The organism is Kluyvera genomosp. 3, assembly GCF_011765685.1.
GTDB lineage: Bacteria > Pseudomonadota > Gammaproteobacteria > Enterobacterales > Enterobacteriaceae > Kluyvera > Kluyvera georgiana_A.
In genome coordinates, this window is sequence record NZ_CP050321.1 from 2074566 (window position 1) to 2092586 (window position 18021).

Genomic DNA, 18021 nt, shown 5'->3' on the forward strand with positions numbered 1-18021 from the left:
CCTGTTAGTCCAGTTCGTTGTCGAGATCGTTATTGCCAGCTGCCTGAGCTGGGGCACCGGCTACGCGGTTGTATTTCGGGCTCAGCTGGATGTAGAGGATTGCCATTACTGCGCCAATCACACCCAGAGCAACCAGGTTGAAGTTAGTAAATGCCGCGGTGACGAAACCGAGGTAGAAGAACGGCATCAGGTAGCCTGCGCGCATCATGTTGATAACCATCGCATAACCGACTACGACGATCATACCACCGGCGATGTTCAGACCGCTGGTTACCACTTCCGGAATCGCGTTCAGCATGCCCTGAACTTCGCTGGTGCCGACAGAAACAGCGACGATAACCGCCGGAATAGCGATACGCATTGCCTGCAGGAACAGGGAAGATACGTGCAGCCAGGAGAGCGCCGTCAGGTTACCGTTTTCCGCCGCTTTATCCGCCGCGTGCTGGAATGCCACGGTGATAGTACGAACGATGATGGTCAGAACCTGGCCTGCAGCGGCCAGAGGAATCGCCAGCGCGATACCCGCACCAATGCTTTGGTGACCGGCGATAACCAGAACGGTAGAGATAATTGAGGCCAGGGCCGCATCCGGTGCAACTGCCGCACCGATGTTCATCCAACCCAGTGCGATCATTTCAAGGGTACCACCGATGATAATACCGGTTTTCATGTCCCCGAGAACGGCACCGATCAGCGTACAGGCCACCAGCGGACGGTGGAACTGAAATTCATCAAGTACCGACTCCATACCCGCGATACATGCGACGATGAACACCAGCACAATCTGAAGAGTGGTAATCTCCATTGTACTTCTCCTATTGCTTATACAGACTTAAGTGTGAAAGCTAAAAAACGGGCCAGAACGGTTATTTTTCCGCTTTGGCAATCAGATCCATCATTTTCAGTTTCTGATCGGTGGAGACCTTACGGGCTTCCAGCTCGATACCGCGCGCGTTCAGTTTCTTAAACGCTTCGATATCTTTCTCATCAACGGAAATGGCGTTATTCACCTGAGTTTTACCTTGACGGAAAGCCATCCCGCCGATGTTGACGCTGGTGATTTTCACACCGCCTTCCACAACACGTTCCACTTCTGTCGGGTTAGTGAACAGCAGCATAACGCGTTCGCCCGCATATTTCGGGTTGTTGTAGACGCGGATCATTTTAGCGACATCGACAACGTGTGCCGTTACGCCTGGAGGAGCAACCTGAGTCAGCAGCGTTTTACGCACGGTATCAGCAGCGACTTCATCGCTGACGACAATAATGCGGGTCACGTTCGTCTCTTTGGTCCAACGGGTCGCAACCTGGCCGTGAATCAGACGGTCATCGATACGCGCCAGACCGATCACCATGTAATCGTTCGGGCCCATTGGTTTCGCTGGTGCAGCGGCTTTCGGCGCAACAGGTGCTGCGACCGGAGCGGCTTTTTCAACCGGTTTTGCTTTCAGCGCTTTTACGCCTTCGCTACCGGTTTCAACGGCCAGAGCGACCAGTTCGTCGAAGCTCGGGTTGTCATCACGGGCCATGAAGGTTTCGACCAGCATCGGGACGTTGACACCAGCAATCACTTCATAGTTTTCTTTATCGACAACAATACGGCTTGCCGCATTGAACGGGCTACCGCCCCAGGTGTCGACCAGGAACAACACGCCTTTGCTGGTATCAAGCTTGGCCAACTGCGCGTTGTATTTTTCGATTAACGTTTCTGCATTCTCGCCAGGCACGAAATCGATCCAGCCAACATTCTCCTGCTCACCCAACAGCATCTCTGCTGTTTTCAGCAGTTGTTCTGCTGCCCAACCATGTGTGCCTATAACAATAGCAATCGTCACTTGCTACCTCCTTTTATTATCGTGTGCATCAGTAGGTCTGATACATTTTGAGCCGATGTCGTTACCGAATCGATTCAGACAAGGGTTAGAGAGATAAACCAATAATTACCGAGAATTATTTTAGACAGTGAAAGAATAATTAATGTGATGAAGATCCGTAATTTAGTTAAAGGTCGGCAATTATTTCAGGCTGCAAAAAATTACCTTACATTTTGCAAAGACTCGTAAATCTCTGCCAAAAAGTCATTTATTTTTGCTATGTTGTATATCCGTTTAATCACACAGGAGTATAGGGCATCAGCCCGTAGTATGGATCGTCACCGACGCCTTTTCGCAATCAACCGCTCTTGCGGCACACTTCCTGGCCTTGCGCGCCACGCTTTTCTATCATCCGGTATCGTCTCGCTTAAACATGACATAGCGATGACTCGTCACGTCTCTTGTTGGAGTGGTTTATGGAACTGTTAATGGACCCGTCAATTTGGGCCGGATTGTTGACGCTTGTCGTTCTGGAAATCGTTCTCGGTATTGATAACCTGGTCTTTATCGCGATCCTTGCCGATAAACTACCGCCTAAACAACGAGATAAAGCCCGTCTTATCGGTCTGTCGCTGGCGCTGATCATGCGTCTGGGACTGCTTTCCGTCATTTCGTGGATGGTGACGCTGACCGCGCCGCTGTTCAGCGTATGGGGGCAGACGTTCTCCGGACGAGACCTGATCATGCTGGTGGGTGGTCTGTTCCTGCTGTTTAAAGCGACCACGGAACTGCACGAGCGTCTGGAAAACCGTCAGCACGATTCGGGCCACGGCAAAGGCTATTCCAGTTTCTGGGTCGTGGTTTTGCAGATTGTGGTGCTTGACGCGGTCTTCTCGCTGGATGCGGTGATTACGGCGGTCGGGATGGTGAATCATCTGCCGGTCATGATGGCCGCCGTGGTGATTGCCATGGGCGTGATGTTACTGGCGTCGAAACCGCTGACGAACTTCGTCAACCAGCATCCGACGGTGGTGGTGCTCTGTCTGAGCTTCCTGCTGATGATTGGCCTGAGCCTGGTCGCGGAAGGTTTTGGCTTCCATATTCCGAAAGGCTACCTGTACGCGGCGATTGGTTTCTCGATCATCATTGAACTGTTTAACCAGATTGCGCGTCGTAACTTTATCCGTCATCAATCGACGCTGCCGCTGCGTGCGCGTACTGCTGACGCCATTCTGCGCCTGATGGGTAACCGCAAGCCGGTGAGCGCGGCCCAGGAAGAAGGACACCAGCCGAACGTGCCGGTGCCGGAAGGGGCGTTTGTCGAAGAAGAACGCTATATGATTAACGGCGTGCTGACTCTGGCCTCGCGCTCGCTGCGCAGCATCATGACGCCGCGCGGTGAAATCAGCTGGGTTGACGCCGATCTGAGCGTGGACGAAATTCGCGAACAGCTGCTGTCATCGCCGCATAGCCTCTTCCCGGTATGCCGCGGTGAGCTGGATGAAATTGTCGGTATTGTTCGTGCTAAAGAGCTGCTGGTGGCGCTGGAAGCGGGTGAAGACGTGCTGGCGATTGCCGCGGCGACGCCGGCGATTATCGTGCCGGATACCCTCGACCCGATTAACCTGCTGGGCGTACTGCGCCGGGCGCGCGGGAGTTTCGTTATCGTAACTAACGAGTTTGGCGTGGTTCAGGGGCTGGTGACGCCGCTGGACGTGCTGGAAGCCATTGCCGGTGAGTTCCCGGATGCGGATGAAACGCCGGAAATTGTGGCCGATGGTGAAGGTTGGTTAGTGAAAGGCACCACGGACCTGCACGCGTTACAGCAGACGCTGGACCTCGATAATTTGGTCGATGAAGATAACGACTACGCGACCGTCGCGGGTCTGGTGATTGCGGTAAACGGTCAGATTCCGGCGGTGGGCGAGACGGTTGAACTGCCGTCGCTGCAAATCACCGTGACCGAAGCGAACAGCTATCGCGTCGATCAGGTGCGCGTCGTGAAGCTGGTTTCCGCACACGACGAAGAAGAGTAATACCCGGTAGCCCGGCGTCAACGTTGACGCCGGGCTAGTTTTTTCGGCTTTCCTGCTCAGCCAGCCACTGCGGAAAATCCGCCAGCGGCATCGGCGGCGAAAACAGATATCCCTGCAATAAGTGGACGCCGTGACGCTGCAAATACTGCGCCTGCTCCCGTGTCTCCACGCCCTCCGCAATCAGTTCGATATTCAGCCGTTGCCCCAGTGCGATAATAATGTCCGTGACCGTTGAGTTCACCGCATCGGTGCCGATGGCGCTGGTGAACGATTTATCAATCTTCAGTACATCGGGATGCAGCATCTCAAGCCAGGACAGGGAACTGTTTCCGGTGCCAAAGTCATCGATCGCCAGCTTGATCTGGTGATTCCCCAGGTCACTGCGCACTTCGTAGTTCACGTCATGCAGGGCATCGCGCTCGGTCAGTTCGACCGTTAGCTGCTGAATGGGGTGACAGCTAAACCAGTGTTGATGTAAGTCCTTCAGCAAGCGGCCGTTCTTGAAGTGCGGCGCGGCAACGTTAATGCCTATCTGGAAGTCACTGTCTTTGGGGAAAAGATGCAATTTTTGCGCCGTTTCGCTAATCACATAGCGAGTGAGCGGAATAATCAGGTTTTGCGTTTCGGCAATGGGAATAAATACGTCCGGCTCTACCCAGCCGACCCTGGGATTGTGCCACCTCAGCAGGATCTCGACGCCGACACAACGCTGCATCCGGGCATCCATCTGCGGCTGGCAGTACAGGCTAAACTCCTTGCCCGCGATCCCCATATTAATTTCCCGCGAGAAGCTGAGCCGTCCGGCGGTGGCCAGCCATGCAATCCAGGTAAACAGCACGCTCATGATGATAGCCAGCGGCAGCTCGGAGACCAGATTACGCAACGCCAACTGCTCGGCGCCGGGGCTGTGGGCGGTGACGCTAAAGGGAAAGGCCGTGGAGGCTCGGGTATAGACGTTGTCACCGTCGTTGACCAGCGCATCGGTAATGCCGGCCTCATGCTGAAAATGATGTTCACCCACGTTTAGACTAACGTGGCTAATCAGCGGAGGGGACGGTTCAAGGATAATATTGCTGATGAGATCAATGTTGATAGACACCAGTACGCCATCCTGGCCGTCGGCAGAGGCCGGATACCATTGAATCAGTATCGGCGTTCCCTTCAGCAGGGAATGGTCGGTGGTTAGCTCAAGCAGCGGCTGGCTGGTCGGCAACTGCGGTTGCAGGGAATGGACGGCAACATCGCGCGCGCCCAGCGCGCTGGAACAGTACAGCTGACCCGATTTTATGAGTGCGATTGAGCGTACCGTTTGCAGGGTAACCGCCAACTTGCGCAACGGAAGATGGATGGCCATACAGGGTTGGCCAACCAGCGCCAGCATCGCCTGTCGCTGGGTTTCCACCGGCTGTAATATTTTATTCAGGCGTTCGACGGAATGGAACGTCAGCGCATCGATCTGTTGCTGATTTACGCTACGCTGCGAAATAAATCGTGTCCCCAGGGTAAGCGCAAAGGCACCCACCGCGATAATCACACAAACAGCGATTCGCTTACGGAGATACTTCCTGATAATCCATTGTGCTGTTTGCATGTCCGATGCTCAGTGCGAATAGAGTGATATTGAAAATACCAGTGCTGCAAAGGCAAGTGTAGTGGCAAGCGAACATTGTGAGGGAAAAGAAGGGAATAATTCACCCACCCGTATTAGGGGTGGGTGAAAAGTGTGATTAGTCACACTGTACTTTAATCGCCAGGCCGCCGCGGGAGGTTTCGCGGTATTTGGCGTTCATATCTTTACCGGTTTCGTACATCGTCTCGATAACCTTATCGAGCGACACGCGCGGTTCACTGGTACGGCGCATGGCCATGCGTGCGGCGTTGATCGCTTTCACCGAGGCGATGGCGTTACGCTCGATACACGGTACCTGCACCTGGCCGGCAACCGGGTCACAGGTCAGACCCAGATTGTGCTCCATACCAATTTCCGCCGCCACGCAAACCTGCTCCGGGCTGGCGCCCAGCAACTCGGCAAGACCCGCCGCCGCCATCGAGCAGGCGACACCCACTTCACCCTGACAGCCCACTTCCGCACCGGAAATCGAGGCGTTCATTTTATACAGCGCGCCAATCGCCCCGGAAGCCAGGAAGTAGCGGATGTAGATATCCGGGGTGACCGGCTCGATAAAGTGATCGTAATAGGCCAGAACCGCCGGGACGATCCCGCAGGCGCCATTGGTCGGCGCGGTCACCACGCGGCCCCCGGCGGCGTTTTCTTCGTTGACCGCCAGCGCGAACATGTTCACCCAGTCCACGACGTTCATCGGATCGTGGGAGAGTTTGTCGCTGGACACCAGCATACGGCGCAGGGCGGACGCACGACGCGGAACGCGCAGTGGCCCAGGCAGAATGCCTTCGGTATTCATGCCGCGGTCGATACAGGCGCGCATGGTCTGCCAGACGTTGGCAAAGTAGTCTTCAATTTCTTGTTTGCTGTGCAGCGCCAGTTCGTTCTGCATCACCATGCCGGACAGCGACAGGCCGGTTTCTTTGCAGTAGCCGAGCATTTCGGTGGCGGAGGCAAACGGATAGGGGACGGTTACCGCGTTGCTGGCTTCTTTGCCGAAGTGTTCTTCATCGACGATAAAGCCGCCGCCGATAGAGTAATAGGTTTTGCTGTATACCAGCGTATCGCCGGCCCAGGCGTGGATCTGCATGGCGTTCTCATGCAACGACAGGTTCTCGCTGCGAAAACGCATGCCGTCGTCCGCCGGGAAATCGACCTCTACGCGGCCATTGGCCAGCAGCAGACGCCCACGGGTTTCTACATCGCGGATAAACGCGGGTATCGCATCGATATCCACGGTATCTGGCTGGTTGCCCGCCAGACCCATAATAATCGCGATATCGGTATGGTGGCCCTTACCGGTGAGGGAAAGGGAACCGTAGACGTCGACGGCTACGCGCGTCACGTCATCAATCAGTCCCTTTTCGACCAGGTCATCGACGAACTGTTTGCCAGCCTTCATCGGCCCTACAGTATGGGAAGATGAGGGGCCAATCCCCACCTTGAACATGTCGAATATACTAATCACTTTAACACTCCTGACAGGGTTGCCGCGCCGTTGCGGCAACGATGTAATTACTGCGCATAGTGTATGAGGGAACCCGGCGTTCAGCTTAACTATTCACATGAATTTAACTAATGAATAGCCGTGATTTTACTAATACTGAAAACCGGTGGATATGATCAGTATAGTCAGGGCTTGAGGCCCACTTGTAGCGCCAGCTCACGAATGATGCCAGCGGTCATGCCCCAGACAAAATAGTGCTGATACCAGGAGAGCCAGACGCGATGCGAATTACCGCGGCGGTGGATGTCGAGAGGATGATAGCGCCCCAGACGCAGCGCTTCGGCCAGCGGCATTTCAAACACCGACGCCACTTCATCTTCGCTGGCGTGATAATGCAGATTCGGCGGAATAACGCCGACGACAGGCGTGACCTGAAAACCGGTCACGCTATCGACCGGCGGAAGTACACCGATGATATCCACGCATTCGGGTGGGATCGCCACTTCTTCCTGCGCTTCACGCAGGGCGGCGGCAATCAGCGAGGCGTCGCTGCTGTCCACTGCGCCGCCGGGAAAGGCCACCTGTCCTGGGTGTTTGCGCAAACGTGCGGAGCGCTGCGTGAGCAACAGTCCGGGTTCCGGGCGACGGACGATGGGGATCAGAACCGCCGCCTGGCGGGCGTTGAGCGCCGAGCGGGTTGGCTGTGGGCGAAGTAGCTGAAAGCGGGAGAGAAAATCGTCCAGATCCAACGAACGGTCTGCCATGCTCAGGACTCCAGTTGATGTAAGATACGATTAACTTTATCAAATGTTTCCTGATATTCCGCATCTTCATTGCTATCGGCCACCAGCCCCCCGCCCGCCGAGCAGTACAGCGTGCCGTTGGTCGCCGTAACGGTGCGAATGGCGATACTGGTATCCATATTGCCACAGGCGCTGAGGTAGCCGATGCTGCCGCACCAGGCGTTGCGTCGATGCGGTTCCAGTTCGTCGATAATCTCCATGGCGCGTACTTTCGGCGCGCCGGTGATAGAGCCGCCAGGAAAAGCGGCGCGCAGCAGATCGCTGGCGTGCAGCGAGTCGGGTAGTTCCGCGGTAATGGTGCTCACCAGGTGATGCACAGCCGGGAATGGCTCCACCACGAACAGTTCCGGCACCCGCACGCTGCCGGGCGTCGCCACACGGCCAATGTCGTTGCGCATCAGATCGACAATCATCAGGTTTTCTGCACGATCTTTCGGCGAATTGGCCAGTTTCGACGCCTGAGCAGCATCTGCCTGCGGATCGTCCAGGCGAGGCAGCGTGCCTTTGATTGGCCGAGTCTGGATCTGTCGCTGATGAAGCTGAATAAAACGCTCTGGAGACAGGCTCAAAATCGCGGCGTCGGCAAGGCGCAGAAAGGCGCTGAACGGTGCGCGGTTGGCGCGGTTCAGTCGGACAAACGCCGACCATTCATCGCCCTGATAGGTGGCCTGAAAGCGCTGGGCCAGATTCACCTGATAGCAGTCGCCGCTACGCAGATATGCCTGCACCTGACGGAATTTCTCGCCGTACTGCTGGCGGCTCATATTGGACTGCCACGCCGAGGTGAGAGCGAAGGGGGCCGACGGCGGCGCAACCTGCTGCTGCAGCCACGCCAGACGAGCTTCCACATCGTCATAGCTCAGTAAGGTGACAACCTGACGCTGATGGTCGACAATCAGCGCCCAGTCATAGATCCCGACCGCCATGTCCGGCAGGGCGATATCGTGCTGCGCCCGCGTCGGCAGCTTCTCAAAACGTCGTCCCAAATCGTAGCCAAACAGCCCCACGGCGCCGCCGGTAAACGGTAAATCAGCCAGCGGCTGGCGGGAGAATTCGCTGTCATCGAGCGCGTGTTGTAGCAGAGCCAACGGATCGTCCGTCGATGACATGGCACCGCTCTGACCACTTACCGTGGTGGTATCACCGTAGGTGAGCAGCGTGGTACGCGGTTCGGCGACCACGATATCGTAGCGGCTGTGCGGGTGCTCGGCGTAGCCGGAGTGCAGCATCATTGCCCACGGTGAGGCGCTGAGCGGGGCGAAGTAGAATTCGGCCGCGTCCTGTCGCCAGGGAAGCGTTAGGGTTGAAGGGTGTAACATCGTTATTCAGTCCAGCCAGGTCTGCGCTGCCTATGGCTAATAATCGGGCAGCATGAAATAATAAGCGCACACAATGTAGCAGGAGTAAATGATGTTTGCAGGATTACCTTCACTGAGCCATGAGCAGCAGCAGAAAGCCGTCGAGCGTATTCAGGAACTGATGGCACAGGGAATGGCGAGCGGCCAGGCGATTGCGCTGGTGGCTGACGAGCTGCGCGCGACGCATACCGGCGAACGTATCGTCGCCCGTTTTGAGGATGAAGACGAGTAAACGATGACCGTCCGTTTTACTCCGTTGCTGCTGGCGATAGCGCCGCTGGCAGCGGTCGCGCAGGATGCGTGCCAACTCACCGACCCCAAACTCACGCTGCAAAGCTACACGGTTGATGCTCAACACGAACGTATCATGATGTACTGGCGTAAGCCTGACGGCAAAGCCTATGACTCATTGCGTGGGCTGCTGGGTGAGATTAATCGTGATGGCCGTGTGCGGATGGCTATGAACGGCGGGATCTACGATAAAGCCTATGCGCCACTGGGGCTGTATATCGAAAATGGGCAGAAAAAGGTGGCGCTGAATCGCGCCTCCGGCGGCGGTAATTTTTTTATCAAGCCTGGCGGTGTGTTCTATTTACGCAATCAGCACGCGGGCATTGTCAGCCTTGATAAGCTGAAGTCCACGAAGGGAATGGACTATGCCGTACAATCCGGGCCGATGTTGATCGAAAACGGGGTGATCAACTGGCGGCTGAAGCCCTCCGCCAGTTCGCGCAAGTTGCGCAACGGTGTCGGCCTGACGGCGGAAGGGAAAGTGGTCTTTATGCTCAGCGAGCGGGAGACTAACTTCTATGACTTCGCCTGTTATGCAAAATCGCGCCTTAACGTACGGCAAATGCTCTACCTCGACGGCACCATCTCTAAAATGTACCAGCAGGGCGGTTCGATACCCTGGCAGTACCATCCTTTCGTCAGCATGATAACCGTGGAACAACGGTAAACGCGCCTTCCGTTGCCGGAAGGCAGCGGGTCAGAGAAGAATATCTGGTGGCAACGCCGGGTCATCGTAGAGGGTGACGTGGGCGACACGTTCACCGCGCCAGAATGAGAGCTGTGTACCGATAGCCGTATGGTGCACGCTGACCTCGGTAAGTGGCGATTTCGTCGCCAGATCCCACAGACAGACAAATCGCGCCTGCGGCAGATGGTTGCGCATCACCAGATAGCTGAGGTCGCTTACCGCCGGGTTATCCGGCGCCAGCCCCTGCCACAGTTCGCCGTCGCCGGCCAGCCATAGCGCCACGGTATCGCCTTCACGGGCAAAATGGCGCGGCTGACAGCCATGCAACGGCGTCATGGTCGACTCCGTCATATGTCGCAGCGGACCACTGAGCGAGAAGGGCATTGGCGTACCGCTTTGATCGAGCGCCTGTGCGGCCAGATGCAGCGTCCAGTCAAGCTGCTGGCGGTGCGGGTTATCGACCATGGAGAGGTCGATCAGCACGTCGTCCAGCCACAGCAAGCGACGGCGAAAATGCACTTCGCGCCAGGCCTCTTCGTCCCACTCTACGCGGGTATGGCTGTTAAGCTGCGGCGGGGGTTGCCCCCAATCCACTTCCGTATCCAACCACAGATAATCATCGCCCATATGCCAACCCAGCACCGCCGCATTGGCGGGAGGTTGATTGGTCTGATTCACCGTCAACGTGTTATGGGTGGCGCTGTTCTTGTAATAGTCATAATGCATTTTGGCGCCGTAGCCGGTAGTGCCGAGATCCGGCAGTAGCCAACCGTCGCGCTGCCACAACATCAGGCTGAGCCTGTCATAATGGTCATGCTCGCCGCCCCACGGACTGTGTTTGATCAGCACCGCCTGCTGTTGCTGCGGCCGACGCCAGAGCGTCAGACCCGCGCCTGGCGCAAACAGCGACTGCTGAGGGATCAAGTCCGGCGTGGTTTCCGGTAGCGGACAATCACGCCATAGCAGGGTTTCCCTTTCGTCCGGCTGCGCCCCGGTGAAGTGCAAAACGGCCGCGTACTGCGGATCGCGCCAGATAAACCAGGCGAATTCGTAGAGATCCCGGTGGTGCAGTTTCTCCTGGCCCGCGATGCAGTCGTTGAGCCGCGGGAAGGTGCCATCCGGCAGCAGCAGCGAGAGCGGGAAGCTGAGCATTTGCGGGTACCACGGGCCGTCGAGCAGGCTCCAGCGGGTGCCCCGCGCCAGTTTCTCAAAGGCGAAAAAGCCCTGCAGCGCGTAGTAGTGATAGTGTACTGAACCTTCGAACCACAGCCCTTCCGCCAGCAGGCCGTGCTCGAGCTGCCAGCGCAGCCCGTAGGGGGCGTTGACGGCGAACTCCAGCAGTTCTTCATCTTCCAGCACAAAACCCAGCACGCCCAACGCAGCGCTGATTTTCACTTCGTGGTTATGAATTTGCGGGCTGCGGTGCGCCTGCAAAAACGTCGCTGCGCAGCGCAGCAGGTTGCGGCTGATATGTTGCCGCTCGTCGTCGGTCAGGCTGTGCTGAATAAAATCGTAACCCAGCGCCATATCCAGAATGCAGTTGGCTTCACACAGAGTCTGGGCGTTCATCTTGCCTGGACCGTTGTGAGGAATCCCGCCGTGTATCTCATAGCCGGGATAGACGTCGGCGTAGCCCATCAGCAGGGTACGCACTTTATCGCGATAAGCCTCCTCTCCGGTGAGCTGCCACAGCAGCCCGAGCTGCTGACAAGCGCTGGCGTTACGGCCATTCATCTCTCGCCACCACGCGCCGTCCCACGGCTCGTCGCTGAAGGCTTCACCGTCGACCGGGCAACAATGGCGGTGCGGTGAGTCCGGCTGCCAGATAAGCCGCACCCCATGATGCGGGCAAAAATAGTACAGATTCCAGGTGGCAATTCCGCTTTGCGGAATACGCACCTCGGCGTTCAGCGCCGGTTGTGCATCCTTGATGAGCCGTTCAATCAGGCCGCTATTGCCGGCTGCACGTCTGGCAATATCGGACCATAGCCCAGAAAATTGTTTCATTATTGGTTATCCCTGACCTCTGTTGGCACATTAAGAGGGGCGATGAGCGTCGTGATGTCATCAGGATATTTTGCCCGCAGCCACTGGGCTTTCTCGCGGAACAACGCATCTTCCGGCCAGGCATGTGCGGCGGTTGCCATGTTACGCAGCGCTTTTTTATCGTCCATTTTGTCGAGGTCTTTCCACGGCCATGGGGTATCGCTATTGATAAATCCGGCGATGTATTGATAACCCTTGCGCAGGCTGTGATCGTCGAGGGTAAAGTTCCAGATATCGACGCCGGCTTTCTCACCCAGGTGACCAAGACGGCTGTAGGCATCGAGATTGAAGTTGCTGTAGTGCCACGGGCGGGTGCGCTCCAGCTCGGCCATCTGACGGCCTTCCACGTCAAACTGCCCGGCAATACGCCGCAGTTGAGTCACATAGAGGCGTTTTTTAGCTTCCTCGGTTTTGCCGCTGAACAGGGCGAAAGTGGCGGCCTGCATATCAAAGTAGGTGCCGTGGTTGTTATGCCAGTTTTCTTCTTCGAAGCCATTCTGGCTGGTGGTCATCCAGTGATAAAAATCGCCGAACCACTGCTTCAACTCGCCTGTGTCCTTTTCGCTAAGCGCACCAGAAGATTGCAGTATGGCAATCGCGTCAACCACATCAACCAGCGCCCGGCTATCGATAATCCCGATGCCGCGACCGGTGTTGATTCCGGGTATCGCCTGGGCATGCTGAAGATTAGGCGTCATGCGGGTTTTCGGGTCGAGGAACCAGGTTTTAATCTGCTGCGCCGCTTTTTGCGCGTAGCGTTCGTCCTGCGAGAAGTACCAGGCCAGCGCCAGCGTTGAGACATCGTTACTCATCTTCACCAGACGGTTTTTATCGGTGGCATCACTGTTGGCGTCGGGGTTGGTTTGCCCATCTTTACGGATGTATGGCAGGCCGTCTTTGGTGTCTGGATTCGGCCACCAGTAAGGCGGGAAGCTGTAATAATCGTGCTTGTTGCCGCTGGCGGCGACGAGCGTTTTATCCATCACCGAAAATAGCGGGTGCTTCAGCGCAAGGTCTGCCTTTTTTAACAACGCGCTTTCGGCCTGCATAAAGAGCGGGTCTTTTGCCGCTATCTGCTGACGGCTGAAGGTCAGATCTTTCGCATCCAGCGTATACGGTTCGGCAGCGTACAGCGAAGCGCTGAGTCCGGAACAGAGTAAGGCAATGCCTAATATTCCTCGGCGTGGTATTGAACTCATAGTGATAACCCTTCTGCAAATATGAGAAAAGATAACAAGAGAACTACCCCATTGCGTATTTAACGGCACGCAAAAGGCAGGCTTTTTAATTAACAAAAATAAATGTGTAAATAGGATGGCGTGCAGTGTAAAAGACAAAGTGAATTTTTTTGTGATATTCATCATGCTTATTGCGATGGATAAAAAATGACGCATTTAATGCAATGACGATCACGATTTTGGCTGGTTTTCTACTTTTTTTGATTTAATCAATAATAAGTGTAAAATCATATCTTGTTGATATTAATAATTAAATTATTTTTGTCACTTATTCTGTCACTTCTGTGTGTGATCTGATTCACCTTTTGCGTTTTTGAAATAGGATTTCTTTTTTGCCCCGTTGTATTGGAAAATATCTTTCTATTTAATATTCGAAAATAAATTTTTACCTATGTTGTATTAATGCCGACTGCCTCTCAAAACAGTCGGTGCGAATTTATTTACCGTTGTGCCCTACAATAAAGGATATGCCATCATGTCTGCGAATAAATTACGTTCATTATTACTTCTCTCCGCTTTGGGGCTTGGCATCGGTCAAAGCTATGCCGCCACCACCCTTAACGTCTGGATCCGCGCAAGTAACGACTCGAAGAATATCTACAAACAGGAGGCCGAGACGTTCGAGCAAAAAACGGGTATTAAAATCGAGTATTTCAACGCGACGACCGACTTCGAGCAGCGCCTGGCACGCGCCGCTGCCGGTAACGCCTTGCCTGACCTGATTTTCAACGATGCCGCCTCGTTGGGGCAATTTATCCAGTTGGGTATCGCTGAAGAGATTGACCCGAAAGCCATCAACGGCGGCGATCAGCTGTATCCCACCGCGTGGAACAGCACCCGCTATATCGACGGTAAATACTACGGCGTCCCGACCTCGGCGCAAACCTTCGCGCTGTTTGTCCGTAAGGACTGGCGCGAAAAGCTGGGCCTGCCGCAGCCAAAAAGCTGGGATGATATTCAAACCCTGGCCAAAGCCTTTACCACTCAGGATCCGGACGGTAACGGTAAAAACGATACCTACGGCTTTATCGTTCCGGCCTCCACAACCCGCGGCTACGCCAGCTGGTTTATGAGCAGCTTTATCTGGCAGGCGGGCGGTGATTTCGTCAAGGAACACAACGGTACCTTCAGCGCCTCGCTGAATACGCCGGAGGTGGCGCAGGCCATGACCTTCATGCGTACCATGATGTGCGAAAAGGTCACGCAACCGGGGGCGATTAACGCCACCACCGCCGACGTCATTCCTTCTTTCCGTTCCGGTCAGAGCGGTATGTTCTTCAGCGGCCCGTACCACATTGCGCTGTTTGATAAAGATCCGGGCAAAGACAAATTCGAAGTCGTGCCGGTGGTGGGGCCGAAAGGCGAAGCAACCCTCGCCGAAGGGACCACCGTCTTTATGATGAAGAGCAGCCAGCAGAAAGAGGCCGCGCGCAAATTCATCGAATTTATGATCTCGCCGGAAGGTCAGGAGATCGGCATGGGTAAAGGCAGCCAACATATTCCTGTCGTGCGTCTGCCGGTGAACAAAAACGTGGATGTGAAGGCCGTCTACCAGGACGAACGCTGGGAAACCTTTGCCAAATTGTACAACGAGCAGGGGCGCTACGTGCCGCAAATTCCGAACTGGACGCCGGTGCGTCAGGTGGCCGCTGACGGCTTCAACCGCATCTTTGCCGATTGCAATAGCGATATCAGCGCCGAGCTGAAGACGATTGACGGCAAAGTGAACGCCGAGCTGGCAAAACAAAACGTGCTGGCTAAGTAAAGGAGTATGTGATGACGCTGCATGAGACGAAGTCCGCGCCGCTAAAGCAAGCCGCGTCGCCTGACGCCACTGGATGGCTGACGGCAAAACGTAAGCGAGCGCTGATTCCGTGGCTGTTCCTCGCCCCGGCGCTGGTGATCTTCAGCTGGTTTAAGTTCATCCCGATGATTCAGGGTCTGGTGATGAGCTTTTACAAGGTCAATTTTAACCAACCGGACGAATGGGTGGGGTTCGCCAACTTTACCCGCGCGTTTGCCGACGTTGAGCTGCACGCAGCGGTGGTTAACACCCTGCTGTACGTGCTGGTGACCATGTTTGCCGCGGCGATACTGGCCTTTTTCCTGGCCATGTTACTGGAAGGCCCGGCGCGCCACCTGCGCTTTATTCGAACCGCCATTTTCCTGCCGGCGGTCACCAGTGCGGCAATCGTCGCCGAAATGTGGCGCATTCTGTTCAACCCAACGCCGAACGGGGTGGTGAACCATATTCTCAGCTGGTTCGGCGTTGCCGATCAGGGCTTCCTCGCCAGCTCGGATCAGGCGCTGGGCGTCATCATGTTGCTGCATATCTGGAAAGCGGTGCCGTACAACATGGTCATTTTCATCGCCGGCCTGGCCGGTATCAGCCGCGACCTGTATGACGCCTCGAACGTGGATGGCGCTAACTGGTGGAACCGACTGCGCTACGTCACGCTGCCGGGGATGATTCCGGCGCTGTCGGTGGTGCTGATGCTCTCCTTTATTCGTGGTTTCCGCGTGTTTGCCGAAGTGTATGCCACGACAGGCGGCGGGCCGTCTAACGCCACGGAGATGATCATGACCCACATCTATAAGCTGGGCTTCGAACAGTTCGACTACGGCTACGCTTCGGCGGTGTCGTTCCTGCTGTTCGCCTTCACGGTGGTGTTAACCATCTGCCATCTGACGCTGAAAAAACGTATCGCACGTTACTAAGGAGCCATGATGTTAAGTAAACGTTGGGATACCGCAGGACGCTGGTGCATCTACGCGCTGCTGCTGATTGTTTTCGTCGGGCCGTTCTGGGGTATCGTGGCCACTGCGTTCAGCGGCGCGCCGGTTAAACCAGGCGAGCTGCTGGCGTGGCCGAACCAGTTCTCGCTGGAAAACTTTATCTTCGCCTGGCAGGACATCGGCGTCTGGCAGTACCTGCTCAACTCTATCCTGGTGGTGTTCTTCGGCACCATTTTGCAGGTGTCGGTGAGCGCGCTGGCGGCCTACGCGCTGGCTCGCAAAAAGTTTCGCGGCGTCGCGCTGGTCAGCCTGGTGATTCTCTCGACCATGATGTTGCCGGAAGAGGTGATCGCCATTCCGCTGTACATGATCATCAACTGGCGGCTGCCGTTTATCGATGCTTCGCTCTACAACAGCTATCTGGGGATGATTCTGCCGGTAGTGGGCTGGGCCTTCTCCATCTTCGTGCTGACCGAGTTTATGTCGGCTATCCCGAAAGAGCTGGAAGAAGCGGCGCGCATTGACGGCGCTAACGAATGGCAGATTTTCTTCCACGTGATTCTGCCGCTGGTGAAGCCGGCGCTGGGAACGGTGGTGACATTCGGTTTCATTATGATTTGGGATCAGTACCTGCTGCCGTTGATTGTGGTCAACCAGGACAGTCTGAACACGATTCCGGTAATCCTCGGCACGCTGCGTACCGACGAGAGCATCACGCCGAACATTTTCATTGCGATTACGCTACTGGCGATGCTGCCAAGCATCATTGTTTATCTGGGTCTGCAAAAACATTTCAACCGCGGGATCATGTCCGGCGCGGTCAAAGGATAAGGAGCTACCAATGGGATCCGTTGTACTGAACAGCGTGCGTAAATCTTATGGCGATGCGCACGTGATTAAAGATGTGTCGCTGACTATCCCTGACGGTGAGTTCTGCGTGCTGGTGGGGCCGAGCGGCTGCGGTAAATCCACGCTGCTGCGCATGATTGCCGGGCTGGAGGAGATTTCCGGCGGCGAAGTGCATATTAATGAGCGTAATGTCACCGAGGTGGAACCGAAACTGCGTGATATCGCGATGGTGTTCCAGAGCTATGCGCTTTATCCGCAGATGACGGTACGCGAAAACATGGGCTTTGCGCTAAAAATGGCGCGTCTGCCGAAGACGGAAATTAAGCAAAAAGTGGATGAAGCCGCGGCGCTGCTGGGGCTGGAGCCGCTGCTGGAGCGCCTGCCGAAGGATCTCTCCGGCGGCCAGCGTCAGCGCGTGGCGATGGGGCGCGCGATTGTGCGTAAGCCGCAGGTATTCCTGTTTGATGAACCGCTTTCCAACCTGGATGCCAAGCTGCGTACCCAGGTGCGCGGCGAGATTCGCGAACTGCATCGTCGCCTGAAAACCACGTCGGTCTACGTCACCCACGACCAAATCGAGGCGATGACCATGGGGCAGATGATCGTTGTGCTGCGCGATGGGCGTATTGAGCAGGCCGGGACGCCGCTTGAACTGTATGACCAACCGGCTAACCTGTTCGTGGCAGGCTTTATCGGTTCGCCGGAAATTAACCAACTGCCGGGCGAAGTGGCGATCAACGGCCCGACTACCAGCCTGCGCCTGAAGGATGGCTCGCTGCTGGCGTTGCCTGCGGGTTTACAGGTGAAAAATGGTCAGCAGGTGGTGTACGCTATCCGCCCCGAACAGGTCAACGTGGTGAATGAAGCGCGGGATGATGCGCTGGCCGCGAAGGTTACGGCGGTGGAGAATACCGGGTCGGATATGCAGCTGTTTTGCGATACCGGCGGCGGTGCCTTTACGTCGGTCTTTAAGCAGCGCCTGTCGGTGAAAGAGGGCGACAACATCTGGCTGCAGCCGAAGCTCTCCGGTGTGCATCTGTTTGATGCGCAAAGCGGCCAGCGCATAGCGTGCCTGGAGGGCTAATAAGGTG

Annotated in this window: 15 protein-coding genes; 7 read left to right on the forward strand and 8 right to left on the reverse strand. The window is 55.9% G+C overall.

Annotation, left to right across the window (positions count from 1 at the left end):
• Window positions 1-4: 4 nt before the first annotated feature.
• Window positions 5-805 (reverse strand): PTS mannose transporter subunit IIC, encoded by an 801-nt coding sequence (manY, locus tag GY169_RS09665; RefSeq protein ID WP_064544786.1) that lies wholly within the window; start codon window positions 803-805, stop codon window positions 5-7.
• 61 nt (window positions 806-866) lie between these two features.
• A complete protein-coding gene (manX, locus tag GY169_RS09670; RefSeq protein WP_163449283.1) occupies window positions 867-1835 on the reverse strand; it encodes a PTS mannose transporter subunit IIAB in 969 nt (322 codons plus the stop codon).
• Between the two features lie 455 nt (window positions 1836-2290).
• On the opposite strand from manX, the gene yoaE reads away from it, so the two are divergent.
• Window positions 2291-3850 (forward strand): CNNM family cation transport protein YoaE, encoded by a 1560-nt coding sequence (gene yoaE / locus GY169_RS09675; protein ID WP_167575592.1) that lies wholly within the window; start codon window positions 2291-2293, stop codon window positions 3848-3850.
• Between the two features lie 34 nt (window positions 3851-3884).
• Here the strand turns inward: yoaE and GY169_RS09680 are convergent, their stop codons facing one another.
• The 4 genes from GY169_RS09680 to pabB all read right to left on the reverse strand — a co-directional run bounded on the left by GY169_RS09680 (window position 3885) and on the right by pabB (window position 9043).
• A complete protein-coding gene (locus tag GY169_RS09680) occupies window positions 3885-5441 on the reverse strand; it encodes an EAL domain-containing protein (RefSeq protein ID WP_167575593.1) in 1557 nt (518 codons plus the stop codon).
• Window positions 5442-5577: 136 nt separating this feature from the next.
• Window positions 5578-6942, reverse strand: coding sequence for an L-serine ammonia-lyase (sdaA, locus tag GY169_RS09685; protein ID WP_064544793.1), 1365 nt, complete (start codon window positions 6940-6942; stop codon window positions 5578-5580).
• A gap of 164 nt (window positions 6943-7106) precedes the next feature.
• Window positions 7107-7685 (reverse strand): CoA pyrophosphatase, encoded by a 579-nt coding sequence (locus GY169_RS09690; protein WP_163449280.1) that lies wholly within the window; start codon window positions 7683-7685, stop codon window positions 7107-7109.
• A 2-nt stretch (window positions 7686-7687) separates the two neighbouring features.
• Window positions 7688-9043, reverse strand: coding sequence for an aminodeoxychorismate synthase component 1 (pabB, locus tag GY169_RS09695; RefSeq protein ID WP_167575594.1), 1356 nt, complete (start codon window positions 9041-9043; stop codon window positions 7688-7690).
• Window positions 9044-9134: 91 nt separating this feature from the next.
• Here pabB and GY169_RS09700 point away from each other — a divergent pair, with 91 nt between their 5' ends.
• Together GY169_RS09700 and GY169_RS09705 are read left to right on the forward strand one after the other, a co-directional pair.
• On the forward strand, window positions 9135-9314 hold the full coding sequence (locus GY169_RS09700) for a YoaH family protein (RefSeq protein ID WP_163449278.1): 180 nt from the start codon (window positions 9135-9137) through the stop codon (window positions 9312-9314).
• Between the two features lie 3 nt (window positions 9315-9317).
• A complete protein-coding gene (locus GY169_RS09705) occupies window positions 9318-10040 on the forward strand; it encodes a phosphodiester glycosidase family protein (protein WP_167575595.1) in 723 nt (240 codons plus the stop codon).
• Window positions 10041-10070: 30 nt separating this feature from the next.
• Here GY169_RS09705 and GY169_RS09710 read toward each other — a convergent pair whose 3' ends face one another.
• On the reverse strand, window positions 10071-12068 hold the full coding sequence (locus tag GY169_RS09710; RefSeq protein WP_167575596.1) for a heparinase II/III family protein: 1998 nt from the start codon (window positions 12066-12068) through the stop codon (window positions 10071-10073).
• Entirely contained in the window at window positions 12068-13306 is a 1239-nt protein-coding gene (locus GY169_RS09715; RefSeq protein WP_167575597.1) for an alginate lyase family protein, read from the reverse strand. Before GY169_RS09715 ends, GY169_RS09710 begins: the two co-directional genes overlap by 1 nt.
• 514 nt (window positions 13307-13820) lie before the next feature.
• Between GY169_RS09715 and GY169_RS09720 the strand changes: the two genes are divergently transcribed.
• The 4 genes from GY169_RS09720 to GY169_RS09735 are packed head-to-tail and all read left to right on the forward strand — an operon-like array spanning window position 13821 to window position 18014.
• On the forward strand, window positions 13821-15110 hold the full coding sequence (locus GY169_RS09720; protein WP_167575598.1) for an ABC transporter substrate-binding protein: 1290 nt from the start codon (window positions 13821-13823) through the stop codon (window positions 15108-15110).
• Window positions 15111-15121: 11 nt separating this feature from the next.
• Window positions 15122-16063, forward strand: coding sequence for a carbohydrate ABC transporter permease (locus tag GY169_RS09725; protein ID WP_223802808.1), 942 nt, complete (start codon window positions 15122-15124; stop codon window positions 16061-16063).
• A gap of 9 nt (window positions 16064-16072) precedes the next feature.
• Window positions 16073-16912, forward strand: coding sequence for a carbohydrate ABC transporter permease (locus GY169_RS09730; protein ID WP_064544808.1), 840 nt, complete (start codon window positions 16073-16075; stop codon window positions 16910-16912).
• Window positions 16913-16922: 10 nt separating this feature from the next.
• Window positions 16923-18014: an ABC transporter ATP-binding protein gene (locus GY169_RS09735; protein ID WP_167575599.1), complete on the forward strand. Its 1092-nt coding sequence runs from the start codon at window positions 16923-16925 to the stop codon at window positions 18012-18014.
• Window positions 18015-18021: the final 7 nt, after the last annotated feature.

Coding starts and splice junctions, on each gene's coding strand:
- manY (WP_064544786.1), bottom strand. CDS start 805: ATGGAGATTACCACTCTTCAGATTGTGCTGGTGTTCATCGTCGCATGT.
- yoaE (WP_167575592.1), top strand. CDS start 2,291: ATGGAACTGTTAATGGACCCGTCAATTTGGGCCGGATTGTTGACGCTT.
- GY169_RS09680 (WP_167575593.1), bottom strand. CDS start 5,441: ATGCAAACAGCACAATGGATTATCAGGAAGTATCTCCGTAAGCGAATC.
- GY169_RS09690 (WP_163449280.1), bottom strand. CDS start 7,685: ATGGCAGACCGTTCGTTGGATCTGGACGATTTTCTCTCCCGCTTTCAG.
- pabB (WP_167575594.1), bottom strand. CDS start 9,043: ATGTTACACCCTTCAACCCTAACGCTTCCCTGGCGACAGGACGCGGCC.
- GY169_RS09700 (WP_163449278.1), top strand. CDS start 9,135: ATGTTTGCAGGATTACCTTCACTGAGCCATGAGCAGCAGCAGAAAGCC.
- GY169_RS09705 (WP_167575595.1), top strand. CDS start 9,318: ATGACCGTCCGTTTTACTCCGTTGCTGCTGGCGATAGCGCCGCTGGCA.
- GY169_RS09710 (WP_167575596.1), bottom strand. CDS start 12,068: ATGAAACAATTTTCTGGGCTATGGTCCGATATTGCCAGACGTGCAGCC.
- GY169_RS09715 (WP_167575597.1), bottom strand. CDS start 13,306: ATGAGTTCAATACCACGCCGAGGAATATTAGGCATTGCCTTACTCTGT.
- GY169_RS09720 (WP_167575598.1), top strand. CDS start 13,821: ATGTCTGCGAATAAATTACGTTCATTATTACTTCTCTCCGCTTTGGGG.
- GY169_RS09725 (WP_223802808.1), top strand. CDS start 15,122: ATGACGCTGCATGAGACGAAGTCCGCGCCGCTAAAGCAAGCCGCGTCG.
- GY169_RS09730 (WP_064544808.1), top strand. CDS start 16,073: ATGTTAAGTAAACGTTGGGATACCGCAGGACGCTGGTGCATCTACGCG.
- GY169_RS09735 (WP_167575599.1), top strand. CDS start 16,923: ATGGGATCCGTTGTACTGAACAGCGTGCGTAAATCTTATGGCGATGCG.